General features: G+C 58.5%; 12 protein-coding genes and 1 tRNA gene. 2 read left to right on the top strand and 11 right to left on the bottom strand.

Features of this window, described 5'->3' with window-relative positions:
* Positions 1-5 precede the first annotated feature (5 nt).
* The 5 genes from VDP79_RS00900 to VDP79_RS00880 all read right to left on the bottom strand — a co-directional run bounded on the left by VDP79_RS00900 (position 6) and on the right by VDP79_RS00880 (position 4,674).
* Positions 6-479, bottom strand: a complete 474-nt coding sequence (locus VDP79_RS00900) for a hypothetical protein (RefSeq protein ID WP_323016356.1) — start codon at positions 477-479, stop codon at positions 6-8.
* 127 nt (positions 480-606) lie between these two features.
* On the bottom strand, positions 607-1,272 hold the full coding sequence (locus tag VDP79_RS00895; RefSeq protein ID WP_323016355.1) for a sigma factor: 666 nt from the start codon (positions 1,270-1,272) through the stop codon (positions 607-609).
* 10 nt (positions 1,273-1,282) lie between these two features.
* A complete protein-coding gene (locus VDP79_RS00890; RefSeq protein WP_323016354.1) occupies positions 1,283-2,422 on the bottom strand; it encodes a MoxR family ATPase in 1,140 nt (379 codons plus the stop codon).
* 85 nt (positions 2,423-2,507) lie between these two features.
* On the bottom strand, positions 2,508-4,400 hold the full coding sequence (locus VDP79_RS00885) for a cobaltochelatase CobT-related protein (RefSeq protein ID WP_323016353.1): 1,893 nt from the start codon (positions 4,398-4,400) through the stop codon (positions 2,508-2,510).
* Between the two features lie 70 nt (positions 4,401-4,470).
* On the bottom strand, positions 4,471-4,674 hold the full coding sequence (locus tag VDP79_RS00880) for a hypothetical protein (RefSeq protein WP_323016352.1): 204 nt from the start codon (positions 4,672-4,674) through the stop codon (positions 4,471-4,473).
* Between the two features lie 171 nt (positions 4,675-4,845).
* Here VDP79_RS00880 and VDP79_RS00875 point away from each other — a divergent pair, with 171 nt between their 5' ends.
* Together VDP79_RS00875 and VDP79_RS00870 are read left to right on the top strand one after the other, a co-directional pair.
* Positions 4,846-5,166, top strand: coding sequence for a hypothetical protein (locus VDP79_RS00875; RefSeq protein WP_323016351.1), 321 nt, complete (start codon positions 4,846-4,848; stop codon positions 5,164-5,166).
* Positions 5,166-5,798, top strand: coding sequence for a hypothetical protein (locus tag VDP79_RS00870; protein ID WP_323016350.1), 633 nt, complete (start codon positions 5,166-5,168; stop codon positions 5,796-5,798). The genes VDP79_RS00875 and VDP79_RS00870 overlap by 1 nt, the downstream gene beginning before the upstream one ends.
* 317 nt (positions 5,799-6,115) lie before the next feature.
* Here VDP79_RS00870 and VDP79_RS00865 read toward each other — a convergent pair whose 3' ends face one another.
* The 6 genes from VDP79_RS00865 to rnr all read right to left on the bottom strand — a co-directional run bounded on the left by VDP79_RS00865 (position 6,116) and on the right by rnr (position 12,662).
* The gene (locus tag VDP79_RS00865) at positions 6,116-7,171 is read right to left on the bottom strand and encodes a site-specific integrase (RefSeq protein ID WP_323016349.1); all 1,056 of its coding nucleotides are present in this window, start codon (positions 7,169-7,171) and stop codon (positions 6,116-6,118) included.
* A gap of 173 nt (positions 7,172-7,344) precedes the next feature.
* A tRNA-Val gene (locus VDP79_RS00860) sits at positions 7,345-7,420 on the bottom strand.
* Between the two features lie 133 nt (positions 7,421-7,553).
* On the bottom strand, positions 7,554-7,826 hold the full coding sequence (locus VDP79_RS00855; RefSeq protein ID WP_269495036.1) for an HU family DNA-binding protein: 273 nt from the start codon (positions 7,824-7,826) through the stop codon (positions 7,554-7,556).
* A gap of 277 nt (positions 7,827-8,103) precedes the next feature.
* The gene (locus VDP79_RS00850) at positions 8,104-9,342 is read right to left on the bottom strand and encodes a cystathionine gamma-synthase family protein (protein WP_323016348.1); all 1,239 of its coding nucleotides are present in this window, start codon (positions 9,340-9,342) and stop codon (positions 8,104-8,106) included.
* A 35-nt stretch (positions 9,343-9,377) separates the two neighbouring features.
* Positions 9,378-10,136 carry a 23S rRNA (guanosine(2251)-2'-O)-methyltransferase RlmB gene (gene rlmB / locus VDP79_RS00845; protein WP_323016347.1) on the bottom strand — a complete coding sequence of 253 codons (759 nt, stop codon included), beginning with the start codon at positions 10,134-10,136 and terminating at the stop codon, positions 9,378-9,380.
* Between the two features lie 84 nt (positions 10,137-10,220).
* Complete coding sequence (gene rnr / locus VDP79_RS00840; protein ID WP_323016346.1) at positions 10,221-12,662, bottom strand: ribonuclease R; 2,442 nt, start codon at positions 12,660-12,662, stop codon at positions 10,221-10,223.
* Positions 12,663-12,837 lie beyond the last annotated feature (175 nt).

Genomic DNA, 12,837 nt, shown 5'->3' with positions numbered 1-12,837 from the left:
TACGACTATTCCCTTACATAATCCAAGCTGACAGTGTTGCCATTGAGACGAGGATTGGTGACGATTTGGCCATCGTTTTCAACAACGACGACCCCCGCTTCTCTCAGCGCCCGAATGGTCACCGAAGCTCTGACAGCAGATGGTTTTGGCCCCCACCCAAGATGCTCGGAAAACGCCATCCTGACGCTCGTCTGGTTGGTGGAGCCAGCGCGCAGCTGATCGAAAACGATGTGGGCAGGACCGTTCTCGTCCATTGAGAACGGGTTTCGCCCGCTGTCCACCCATTCGATGATCTTGCTTTCCACCCGGAACATCCCGCGCAGCACTTTTGCGACCCCAGACGGGCATTTGCCCAGCACAACTTCCTGCGATGCGGTCGGAATCCACGCGGCCCGCGACTTTCGTTGACGCTGCTCTGTTGGGATCGTGATTTTCTTTGCCGGCGCCTCAAGCGAAGCAAGCGCCACGAAGGTCATCAAAACCTCTGTGTCGCCTAACCTGCCAAGCACAACGACAGCGGTGCGCGCGCACCTGTCCGACATTGGGCAATCCCTGCACCTTGGTGATGCTGGCGCGTATACGCTTGGGATGCCGAAACAACTGGGGTCACGCATTGACTGTTACCCCCAGCACCTCTTTGAATTCCCGCGCAATGGCGTGCATCTGCGGTCTTGAAAAGCCAAGATGCTTGCCGATCATCCGAACGGTCAGGGCCGTTGACGGAGCGCGCGCGTTTTTCTCGGCCGCTTTAGCGACTGCTGCCCGCACATAGCGACGGTGGGCAGCCAGAACCTTGCGGGTGGGCGACAGCAGTTCACGCACGATCAGCTTGGATTCAAGCGACAGACGGTCAATGCGTTCGCGAATCTCTGCGCTACGAACAGAAAGGTCTTCGACGTTGAATGAGGCGTCTGGTATCAGCTCTTCAGGCGAAAAATTGTCGTCACTTTGCAGTTCGCAAAACGCCACGACCTTATGCACGGTCCGCTCTTCGATACGCTTCTTGACGTATCGGTTCGCCTCATTCATTACTGCGCGCCCCAGATACGCGCTGAACGTGATCCCCCGCGATGGGTCATAGGTGCGCAGCGCGTTGGTGTAAGCCAGACACGCCTCCTGGTAAATGTCCTCGAACAGAATGAATGCGCCAGACTGTCTGACCCGCGAATGAACCCTGCGGGACAGCATCATCATCAGTGCGTTTTGCGCCTCGAAGCTGGTGTCGTAACCGCGCGGGTTGGCCCGCGTCGTTGTTGCCTGTTGTGTCTCCATGTCGCAGCCCTCAGCCAAAAATCCGCGCTGCGACAGAGTCGACGATTTCCTTGTCGACGCGGGACAGCTTGTTGGAGAAGCACAGCTGTAGGCCGTCCCGGTAGTTTCCTTTCATCATCCCAATTCTTGATGCAGCGATCAGCGTGCGGGGGCTGATGGGCGCACTGATTTTGGCGTTGCTGTATTCGGCGCGCACACGGTTGGCGAAATCGACCATACGCTCTGCGTCAGAGGCGGCGATGCCGCCTTGCTTGACCAGAATCTGGGTCTCCTTGTCTGGCGGCATGTAGCGCACCTCGAAGACCATACGAAAGCGGTCATAGTTCGCTGCGTTCTGAATGTTGGTGCCTTGATAGAGCCCGGTTTCGTCGCCGGTGCCGTTGGTGTTGCCCGTCGCAACGAAGCGAAAATTGGGGTGCGGCTTGATGACGCGGTTCGCAGCATCTGCCTCTTTGATCACCAGTGGCTTACCCTCCAACACGGGCTGATAGACTGCCAGAACAGATGGCAGCGCGAAATCGTATTCGTCAGCCAGATACACCCACCCGTTTTTCATCGCGTCAGCCAATGGGCCGCACTCGAAGATGGTTTCGCCACCGCGCGCTGTCCACTGACCGAGAATGTGCGACTCTTCGGTGTTTGCGCTGTGCTGCACGCGTATCATCGGGCGATTTGTGCGGGCGCAAATCTGTTCGTGCAGCTGGGTCTTCCCTGTGCCGGCATGCCCCCAAACATAGAGCTGCAGGTTCAGTTCGTAAGCCATCAGGGCGTTGCGAAGCATTTCGCCGTCGAAAACATAGTTCGGGTCGATTTCAGGGACCATCCCTTTGTCACCGCCATCGGGCAGCACCGACACCAGCACCGCGTCGCCGCGCCGGTTCAGCGCGCTTTTGTCCGCTGCGTTCAGACCAAACAATTCGTGTAGCGGCTTGCGATTTTCGCTGATTGCCGCAGCGGGGACTTGGGTTGCTCCCGGTTGCGCAGCGCCCGTGCGCTCTGCAATTTTCTGCGCCGCCATATCGCTCAACATCGGGGCGTCGGGGAACTTCGCGTGATATTCATCCGGCGAAACGTCAGGGTGGTCACTCTTCAGGTGAGTCACGATGATGTGGGTTTCAGCCCCGCAAATTTCACATTTGATCTTCGACATCCTAGTTCCTATTGTGTTGTAAGCACTTACTATCAAAAATGGGCGCAATTACCCTAAAAAGTCATTTAAATCAATATTTAAAGATTTAACCCTGAATCAGAAGGCGCCTGATTTCACCAATGACGGTCGTTGGCAGGTCAGAGACGTTTTGAAGAACAACCGACTTTGGGTAGAACTTCTTTACTGCATCGCTTTTAATCCCGATGCCCAGCACGTCGATTCCTGCTTTTTGCACTTCCAGAACCGATTTGAGAAGGTGCTTTTTGAGCGTCGCATCGTTCCCGCTAGAAGACGGGTATCCGTCTGAGAGAACGATCAGAATTTTTCGCTTTTCTGTGCGCTGCGACAGACGCTGCGCTGCAATCTGGACACTTTCGCCATCCACGTTATTGCACATACTCAGGCCAGATTCCATTTCTGCCATTTGCGCAATTCTTGTCTTGATAAGCGGCGTCATGCGCTCTGAAAAGCCCTTGAAGATCGGCATCACAATCGCTTCATGTCGGGCATACTCCACACCTAGTTTTTTTTGCTCGATACTCTCTTCGTGCGGGAAACTGTCGCGTGATGTCGTGAACCCAAGCACCTCAGACGACACCCTGATGCGCTCCAAAACAACGCCCAGTGCGTATGCCGCGTAGCACGCAGTCTTGATCTTGTTGGATCGCGTCATCGACCCAGAACAATCGACCAGCAGAGTCACCGCGACATCGTTCACGCGAGACTCTTGTCTGCGTCGGAACGCCCGGTCGTCCTTGAACACAGTCAATCGGGACAAGGCGGCGTTATGCAGGCGCCCAGAGCGATGTCCTGGCGACCAGATTGCTTTGCTGCGGGCGGCAATGGCGCGCTCCAAGTCTTTCTGAATGGGACCAACCATGCCGTTGACTGCGTCCACCATCTTCGTGACCAGCTCGTCTTTAGGCGAGCCTGCATCCGGGGGCGAAATGTCATCGAAGTCTTTCGTCCAGACCAGATATTCCGCCAACTCAGCAGCCCTTTTGCTTGCGTCGCTCAGCAGTTCGCCAATGTTCGCGTCAAATGCACCTAGCTCTTCCGAGTCGAATAGCGACGACATATTGCCGCCACCCCCTTCTTGTCGATCACCATTCCCTTGTTCACCATCACCAGACTCCTGGTCTTGGGGCGTGCTATCACCATCACCATCGGTGTCGGTGTCGGTGTCGGTGTCGTCTTGTTGCGAATCACCACCTTGGTTGCCGCGTTCGCCGTCAGTGTCTTGGTCTTGGCTTTGGTCTTGGTCTTGGCTTTGGTCTTGGTCTTGGTCTTGGTCTTGGTCTTGGTCTTGGTCGGTGCGATCACCATTCCCTTGTTCACCATCACCAGACTCCTGGTTTTGGGGTGTGGGTGGCGGCGGAAGACTCTTCATGAGTCGCTTCACCTCGATTGCCGCAGCAAGGGACTCGGCGCTGGAACCGATGCTTGGCAGGGTCTTAGCCAGATAGTCGCCCAGCAATTTCATCTGGTCACTCACCAATTCCCACTTACCACCCATGTAGTCTTGGCATGCCGTTTGACCTGCAAGCGCCCGAAACATCGGGATCATCAGGTATGGGATTGGGTCTTCCGTTCCGTCTTGAATCGCCCTGTCTGTATAGTTCGTCAGGAAGAAGTTCGTTAGGTCGCTTAGGGTTTGATTTGACCCCGGGAACTTTCCAGCCATCTTGCGCTCTATGAACGTGTCTTCAATCAGATTGAACATCCCCGCGACGCCGTCTTTTTTCGCCTGAAGCGCGACTGACGCGTCTGTGAACAGGACATGTCCGACCTCGTGATCCAGATACCCCTCAATGGCATTCAAGAAGTCGTCCGTTGCGTCATCTGGGATATACGGCAGATTGATGTGGGAAATGGAACCGTCCTTCCGGTAACCCGTATACGCAGTCGACCCCCGTTGCGTGACCTTGATTTGTTTAGCGGCAAGCATCGAAACAACCGATTCGACCTTCTGACGCATAAGCGATGCTCGATTCATCATGTGTCCCGTTATTACTGATTTGTATATGTTGCAGTTCTGGCGTCGGCGACTAAACCCCGAATGATGGGTGATCGCCGTCACCGATGATCGCTGTGTTGCCCAGGGGGTCGAACATCACATAGATGGGGTCGTGACCGGCAACTTCGCACGGGATGAAAATTGTTTGCCCCACCTCAACACGACTCTTCTCCACAGACTGGTAGACGTCGATAAATTGGGAAGCGGCATCGTAGGTAACCGGGATGATGAACATAAAGCGCTCCAACGAAAATTAGGTTTGCAGCGATACAGTCATGCCAAAGTTCAGGACGCATCGGTAGTGATTTATAGTGAGTGGTAACTATCGTGGTTAGTGATAACTCTCTATAATCAGCTCCAACCTACGGGTTATTTTTATGGGCAGCAGTGCTGCCAGGAGAAAAACATGGCTGAGAAAATTACGGCGAACACGCCTGCACGGTCGATGCTGCGCATCGCAATGACAGACTGCGGACGGACCTACGAAGAGGTGAGCAGGGATATGGGCTACTCGGGCCATGTGACAATTTCCCACTTCCTGGCGGGCAGAACCCTGATCCCCATCGACAGCGCATACGACCTCGGGCTGGCCGCAGGCATGTCTCCGCGTGACGCTGAAGATTTTTTCTTGCGAAACCTTCGTGAGCGCGCACCAAAGGCGGCAACGGTCGTCAACCGCATCATGACGCGTCTGTCTACCCAGAATGACGAAGGTGGGGCCAAGTGATGCGTTTGTGCGATCTGGGCGGAAACTGGCGCTGCAACCTGCTGTCGCAATCCACGTTATGGACGCGTTCAATCGACTCGATTCAGCCGCTTGAACTCAGTGTTTTTCTGCGGCAACAGCTTGGCACCCCAAACTACCAACTCGCTGTCAGCGAGGTGGTCGACGCGGTCGACGCGGTCTGGGATGCAGTGCTGGACGGCAGGCTGGAAGAGGCGCCAAAACTGGTCTACTTCAAGGTGCCTGCCCCGCGACTGACGATGGAAGAGCTGATCTACTGGCTGGATGACGTTTCGCAAACACGACGTAGAGCAATTCTGTTCATGCTGGAAACCGGGATGTCAGTAAAGGACGTCACCACCCTGAAGCATGGCGAAATATCCAAGCGGGTTCGTCTGACAGGAATGGCGGCAAAAATAGTGCGCTCCATGCCAAGGCATCTGAAGCTCGACTATGTGTTCTGGGAAGAATCGCCAGAGACGGGCGCTGCGCTGCCTCTGGTGGGCTTGGAAGAGTCGGTCAATGACGTCAGCCAGGGTATCGGCCTGGAAGCCCTCAGACGCCTGTATCGCGACATACTGGTGATCGACAGGGATGACGACGCGTTCGAGTTCGAGCGACTTATCACCGCGTAGCACTGGCGGCACTCACTAGACTGCTGGGTGTTCGTTGGAGCATCCAGCATGAGTCCCGCAGAGTTAGTTTTGAAGCAGTTTCCCAATCGCGTGTCATTGACCGTCACTGAAGCGGGGGTTGCGCTTGGCTACTCCCGCCAGTCGACCTACAACATGAAGTCAGCCGGGACGTTCCCGGTTCAGATTTCAAAAGTCGGGCGTCGGGACGTTGTCCACCTGCATGACATCATCAACTATCTCGAAACTGGCTTGCCCGCCCACAAAAAGAGGTCTGGTCGCCCCACCAGGGAAGAGTCACTTCGTAGGGCGGGGCTGATTTAGCCTAACTTTTTAACCAAGTAGTCATCAGCTAAGTTTGTGTATCCCATGAGCTGGCGCGGGTCTGTGTGGCCCGTTATGGATGCTGCTTCCGCGATGCTTAGCTTATGGACTTCAAACAGGCGACTGGTCCCTTCGTGGCGCGCATCGTGTAGTCGCAGGTCATCAAACATCCCGTGTTCTGGCTGCACTCCGTCACGAAGACATTCTTGCCTGTAAGCTTCGCGAGCGCGTTCGCGAGCGCGTCCAAACGCTTGAGTCATGCTGTCAGCCTTCACACCAAACACAGAGCCGCTCTTTCTATCGCCTATTTGCTCGCGCAAAACGTCAGTGACTGCCTCTGATAACGCCACAATTCTTGCCGTCCCATTCTTGGTGTCTGGCAAGATCACCTTTTGGCGATCCAGCAACACGTTCTCGATTTGCAGCCCGACCAACTCTCCCCGACGCATGGCACTGTTTACCGCGACCTTCAGAAACCGTCTAAACGTCTCTGACTGCGTCACCTCAAGAATCTTGATGTATTCATAGTCTGCCTCTTTTAAATCGCACAGGAAGCGCCTGGTGCGGTGTTTTGGCGCCCTCGGTCGTCTGACCCCGCTGACTGGGTTCTTCAGGTGCTTGTATGTGTCGCACTCGCTGATGGCGTAGTTAAAAAACGACGAAATCATGCCCAGCTCCCTGATCACTGTCCCTGGCCCAACCGTTTTCAGACGCTCGTCGCGGTATTTCCTGATATCAGATGGCGTGATGTCCAAAAGCAGTCTGCGCGACAAAGGGTGTCCCTTCAGTCGCCCTATGAAGTTCAGCTCCTGTTTTTCCCCCTTCTTCGTGGGGCAGAAGTCTGTCTCGCTCAGCGTCAGAATGTCAAACAGCGTCTTGCCCTTCATGGCGCTGACATCGACAAACGTCTTGGCGCGAATCTGTTCTTCGGTCTTTTCCGCCCAGCGCTCCGCCTCTGCGCGCGTCGTGAACGTTTCTGTAAGTGTTGGCGTGCCTGTCACACGCACTTTGGCGCGGAACTGATAGGGTCCGCGCTTTTCGATGGTTGCCATGATGAATCCTCTCCTGGAATTCATTTATAGACAGCGCCCATCCTGTGCCTTTGGGACGAGCTAACTGTCCCAAAAGTGTCCCAAAAACCGTGATTTCAGCGATTTTCGGCTTCATAAAAACAAAAAGCACTCAGGGAGTTTCTCCTAAGTGCTTGATATTCCGGGTAAAAATTTGGTGGGTGCTGAGGGGCTCGAACCCCCGACCTACGCCGTGTAAAGGCGCCGCTCTACCAACTGAGCTAAGCACCCGGATAGCTGCGCCGGTGTCCCGGGCAGCCAGGGCGCAATTATATCGGCGCCTGAGACGGGGGGCAAACGATGCGGCGGGGCAGGCATGAAAAAGACCACCCGCAGGGGTGGTCTTTTTGCAGCTGCATGCCGATCAGTTGACGGCGTCTTTCAGCGCCTTGCCCGGGCGGAATTTCGGCACGCGGGCTTTTTTGATCTTGATGGCTTCGCCGGTGCGCGGGTTGCGGCCCGTGCGGGCGGCGCGTTCGGACACGGCAAAGGTGCCGAAGCCGACCAGGGTAACCGACCCTTTTTTCTTCAGGGTGGTTTTCACGGCGCCGACAAAGGCTTCCAGGGCGCGACCTACGTCGGCCTTGGAGAGATCGGTCTTGGAGGAAATGTGCTCGATCAGCTCGGTCTTGTTCATTTACAAAATACCCCTGAGGTTTATTGTCGCCCGATGGATGATCCATCGAGTCATTTGATGGACGTGTCCGCCATTTGTGCCGGCTGGTGCTGCCTGGGGCCGCACGGTCTGTGCGGCGGGTCCCGGCCAGCGTTGGTGGCTAAGGCGTATTAAGCCTTCGAATGGCTTGTAGTGTCAAGAGGAAACCGCTGAAGACCCGCGTATTTCCTGACATCTGTTAAAAATATTAAGTGCGATGAGCGTATTCACCGGTTCTGGCGGCGGGTGGTCGGTGCCTTCACCGATCTGCTAGGGCTTGCGCAAAATCGCCGATCAGATCGGCTTCTTCTTCGATTCCAACGGAGATGCGCAGAAAATTATCCGGGATGCCCATCAGGGCGCGGCGCTCCGCCCCCATTTCATAGTAGATGGTATGGGCAGCCGGCAGCACCAGCGTGCGGTTGTCGCCCAGGTGTGTTGCCAGCGCCACGATACGCAAGCGGTTCAGGCACTCAAAGACATCTGCCTGATCTTTCAACACGACGCCCAGCAGGCCGCCGTACAGCCCGCCGAAGAATTCCGTGGCCCGCTGGTGCTGTGGATGCGTGTCCAGCCCCGGGTATTGCACCCGTTCGACCAGAGGGTGGGTGTCCAGGAACCGGGCCAGGGCCAGTGCGTTGCTGCAGATGCGGTCCATGCGCAGGGCGATGGTCTCGGCGCCTGCCGCCAGGCGGTGGGCGACGTCGGAGGACAAGGTGCCGCCCATGTCGCGCAGGCCCTTTTTCTTGATCTGCAGCAGGCCCCAGGTGCGGGAATCGTCCTTGCGGTATTGCTCGTAGATATGGGGGAAGTCGGCCCAATCGTACAGCCCCGTCTGGGTCACGGCGCCGCCCAGCGCGTTGCCGTGGCCGCCCAGGTGCTTGGACAGGGAATTGACGACCAGCGAGGCGCCGAAATCGCGCCCTGGGCGCAGGTAGGGGGATGACAGCGTGCTGTCGACCACGTAGACCAGCTTGTGCGCCTGGCACACGTCGCCGATGGCTTTCAGGTCGGCGACCTGGGTGCCGGGGTTGGCGATGGTTTCCACGAACACCATGCGGGTGTTGGGGCGCAGGGCCGCCTGAACCTGGGCGACATCGGTGGCATCGACCAGGGTCAGTTCGACACCGAAATTTTCCAGTGTCATCAGCAGGCTGTTGGTATTGCCGAAGATGTATTTGCTGGCGATCAGGTGATCGCCGTGGCGCAGCAGGGCAAAGAACACGGCGTTCAGGGCCGCCATGCCGGTGGCGAACGTTACTGTGCCGTTGCCTTGTTCCATGGTCGTCACCTGGGCTTCCAGAGCGGCGGTGGTTGGTGTTCCGGTGCGTCCGTAGGTATAGCCTTTCTTGCGGTTCTGGAAGACAGCGGCCAGATCGTGCGCATCGTGATAGGTGTATTCCGTCGAAGGGTGGACGGCGGCATGCACGGCGCCGTGCTCAGTATCGGTGCGGTGGCCGTAGTGGACGATTTGAGTGGTGAAGCCGGTATTGGACATGGGGGCGTGACGAGTGCAGGAAAGGAAATAGGGAATTATGCGCTGATCGGATTCAGGCGCTGGCGTACGGTTTCGTACAGGCAGACGGCGCTGGCGACGCTGACGTTCAGGCTTTCGACCGATCCCTGCATGGGGATGGAGACCAGTTCATCACAGGTCTCGCGGGTCAGGCGGCGCATGCCTTCGCCTTCGGCGCCCATGACCCAGGCCATGGGACGGCGGGCGTCGACCTGGTGCATGCTGTGATCGGCGGCATCATCCGTGCCGACCAGCCAGATGTCGCGTTCCCGCAGGGCGCGCAGGGTGCGGGCCAGATTCGTGACCATCAGGTAGGGCACGGTGTCTGCGCCGCCGCAGGCGACGCGCTGCACTGTCGTGTTCAGGCCGACGGCGCGATCCTTGGGGGCGATCACGGCATGTACGCCGGCCGCATCGGCCGTGCGCAGGCAGGCGCCCAGGTTGTGCGGATCAGTCACGCCGTCCAGCACCAGCAGCAGGGCGGGTTCCTGGCGATCTTCCAGGACATCCAGCACTTCGTCGATTGAAATGGCCAGCGGGCGGGCCTGCGCCAGGGCGACGATGCCTTGATGGCGTACGCCGTGGGCCAGGCCGTCCAGGCGTTGAGCATCGGCGGCGTGCCAGCGCACCCCGGCCGATTCCAGTTGCTGGATGCAGCGCTGCATGCGGGCGTCCTGGCGGCTGGTGTCCAGGTAGACGTCGCGAATCGAATCGGGGGCGTGGCGCAACCGCGCCTGTACGGCGTGGAATCCGGCCAGAATCTGTTGGGATGACATGGTCTTCCTGAAGCGCAGTGAAAGGAACCCGCACCGAAGGCGGTGCGGGCCATGCCTGTCATTGTAGTGCCGCCGCTGCGGGCGTCAGCTGCGGCGTTTGCGCGGGGTTTCCTGGCGTGTGGCGCGTTTGGCTTCGGCGCGGCGCTGATGCGCAGTGGTGCCGCGCAGTGCGGCGGGCTTGGCGCCAGCGGCTTTTTTATAGGGCCGCGATGCGCTGGCGCGAGGATCGCCTTCGATTTCGGCCTGCAGAGACTTGAAGTCTTCTCCTCGGACCGGACGGAAATCGATACGGCGGGCTTCCAGATCTACGCGCGAGACCTGCACCTGCAGGGCATCGCCCAACTGGTAGCGGAACCCGGAGCGTTCGCCGCGCAATTCGTTCAAGGCGTCGTTGTACTGGAAGTAGTCGCCGCCCAGTTCGGAAATATGCACCAGGCCTTCTACGTACAGCGTATCCAACGTGACGAACACGCCGAAGCTGGTGACGCTGGTGATGCGGCCGCTGAAGACCTCGCCGACGTGTTCGCGCACGAACCAGCATTTCAGCCAGGCCTGGACATCGCGCGAGGCGTCGTCGGCGCGGCGTTCGCGGGCCGAGAGCAGGGCGCCCAGCGCATCCCAGGCGTCTTTTTCGCGGATGTTGGCCGGCAGCGTCGGGTCGACGGGTTCGCCTGGCAGGGCGGGCGGCTGGTAGCGCTGCTTGCGCAGAATGCCGCGGATGACGCGATGCACCAGCAGATCCGGATACCGCCGGATGGGCGAGGTGAAATGCGCATAGTGTTCGTAGGACAGCCCGAAGTGTCCGGTCTGTTCGGGACTGTAGATGGCTTGCTGCATGGACCGCAGGCACAGGGTCTGAATGGTCTCGAAATCTGGCCGGGCGCGGCTGGCCTGGATCAGCTTGGCATAGTCGCTGGTTTGCGGATCATCGCCGCCGTCCAGCGTCAAGCCCAGGTGGCGCAGGGTTTCGCGCAACGCCTGCAGTTTTTCAGGCGTGGGGCCGTCATGCACGCGAAACAGCGCCTGGCGCTTGTTGCGCACGATGAAGTCCGCCGCGCAGGTGTTGGCGGCCAGCATGCATTCTTCGATCAGCTTGTGGGCGTCGTTGCGGGTATAGGGTTCGATCTTTTCGATACGCCCCAGGGGGTTGCAGACGATGCGCGTTTCCACGGTATCGAAGTCGATGGCGCCGCGTGTGCGGCGGGCCTGGGAAAAGGCCTGGAACAGTTCGTACGCCGTCTGTACGTGAGGGTACAGATCCCCCAGGTTCTGTGCCGCCGGCCCTTTGGGCTGCTGTAACGCGGCCCAGATGTCGGTGTAGGTCGTGCGCGCATGAGAATGGATGACGGCTTCGTAGAACTGATAGGCCGCCACCGTGCCGGCCTTGGCGCCGCCAGCGGGGATCATCATGTCGCACACCATCACCAGCCGGTCGGCATCCGGATTCAGCGAGCAGATGCCGTTGGACAGGGCTTCGGGCAGCATGGGAATCACGCGGCGCGGGAAATACACGCTGGTGCCGCGATCCAGGGCGTCGTCGTCCAGCGCGGACCCCGGCTGGACGTAGTGGCTGACGTCGGCGATGGCAACCAGCAACCGCCAGCCGGGGCGGGCGCGCTTTTCCGTGCCCAGGTCGGCGGGCATGCAGAAGACGGCGTCGTCGAAGTCGCGGGCGTCCTCGCCGTCGATCGTGATGAACGGCACATCGCGCAGGTCGATGCGCCCGGCGTATTCGTCATCGCGCACGTGGTCGGGAATAGAACCCAGTTGCCGCATCGTGGCTTTGGAGAATTCCACCGGCACGTCGAATTTGCGCACGGCGATTTCGATTTCCATGCCGGGGTCGTCGATCTCGCCCAGCACTTCGACGATGCGGCCCTGCGGCTGAATGTGGCTGGCGGGTTGGCGCAGAATCTGCACCGTGACGACCTGGCCGGGTTCGGCGCCGCCGGCATCCTGGGCGGAAATCAGAATATCGTGTTTGATGCGCTGATCTTCAGGGGCGACGACGAAGGCGCCGTGTTCCTTCAGGAAACGGCCGACCAGCTTGACGGTGCGGCGTTCCAGGACCTCGACGATGGCGCCTTCGGGGCGGCCACGGTATTCGCCGCTGGCCCTGACCCGGACGCGGTCGCCATGCAGGATCTTGGCCATTTCATGGGTAGACAGGTACAGGTCGCGGCTGCCGTCATCGGGGATCAGGAAACCGTAACCGTCGCGGTGCCCCTGAACGGTGCCCGTGATGAAATCCGTGTTGTTGCATATTTGCAACCTTCCCTGGGCATTGAAGCGGACTTGTCCGTCGCGCTCCATGGCTTTGACGCGGCGGATGAAGCCGGTGGTCAGGGGAATCGAGGCTTGCGTGGTGTCGGCCAGGGCCTCGAGCGACAGCGGCTTGTCTGCGTGGCGCAAGGCGTCCAGCATCTGTTCGCGGCTGGGGACTTTAGGGTCGAAATCAGAGGGCAGATCCGTGGCTGTCACGAGGGAACCGTCATGGTTATTGTCGTTGTTGGTTCGCTTTTTCAAAGGCTATTTGCATCCCAAAAAAATGTATTGTATAGTTCTGACTTCGCTGAAACGAGGCAATAAAACGCAGCGTTTTCAACGAAAGCAATAGCATACACGTTATGCCGTGCCCAGGTGGCGGAATTGGTAGACGCGCATGGTTCAGGTCCATGTGCCGCAAGGTGTGGAGGTTCGA

The sequence above is a fragment of the Castellaniella sp. genome (genome assembly GCF_034675905.1).
In the GTDB taxonomy this organism is placed as follows: domain Bacteria; phylum Pseudomonadota; class Gammaproteobacteria; order Burkholderiales; family Burkholderiaceae_B; genus Castellaniella.
This window is presented reverse-complemented; position numbering and strand designations above follow the sequence as displayed.

Bases quoted from the DNA above. Each gene is read 5' to 3' on its own strand.
- VDP79_RS00895 (WP_323016355.1), bottom strand. From the start codon at position 1,272: ATGGAGACACAACAGGCAACAACGACGCGGGCCAACCCGCGCGGTTAC.
- VDP79_RS00890 (WP_323016354.1), bottom strand. From the start codon at position 2,422: ATGTCGAAGATCAAATGTGAAATTTGCGGGGCTGAAACCCACATCATC.
- VDP79_RS00885 (WP_323016353.1), bottom strand. From the start codon at position 4,400: ATGCGTCAGAAGGTCGAATCGGTTGTTTCGATGCTTGCCGCTAAACAA.
- VDP79_RS00880 (WP_323016352.1), bottom strand. From the start codon at position 4,674: ATGTTCATCATCCCGGTTACCTACGATGCCGCTTCCCAATTTATCGAC.
- VDP79_RS00875 (WP_323016351.1), top strand. From the start codon at position 4,846: ATGGCTGAGAAAATTACGGCGAACACGCCTGCACGGTCGATGCTGCGC.
- VDP79_RS00870 (WP_323016350.1), top strand. From the start codon at position 5,166: ATGCGTTTGTGCGATCTGGGCGGAAACTGGCGCTGCAACCTGCTGTCG.
- VDP79_RS00865 (WP_323016349.1), bottom strand. From the start codon at position 7,171: ATGGCAACCATCGAAAAGCGCGGACCCTATCAGTTCCGCGCCAAAGTG.
- VDP79_RS00855 (WP_269495036.1), bottom strand. From the start codon at position 7,826: ATGAACAAGACCGAGCTGATCGAGCACATTTCCTCCAAGACCGATCTC.
- VDP79_RS00850 (WP_323016348.1), bottom strand. From the start codon at position 9,342: ATGTCCAATACCGGCTTCACCACTCAAATCGTCCACTACGGCCACCGC.
- rlmB (WP_323016347.1), bottom strand. From the start codon at position 10,136: ATGTCATCCCAACAGATTCTGGCCGGATTCCACGCCGTACAGGCGCGG.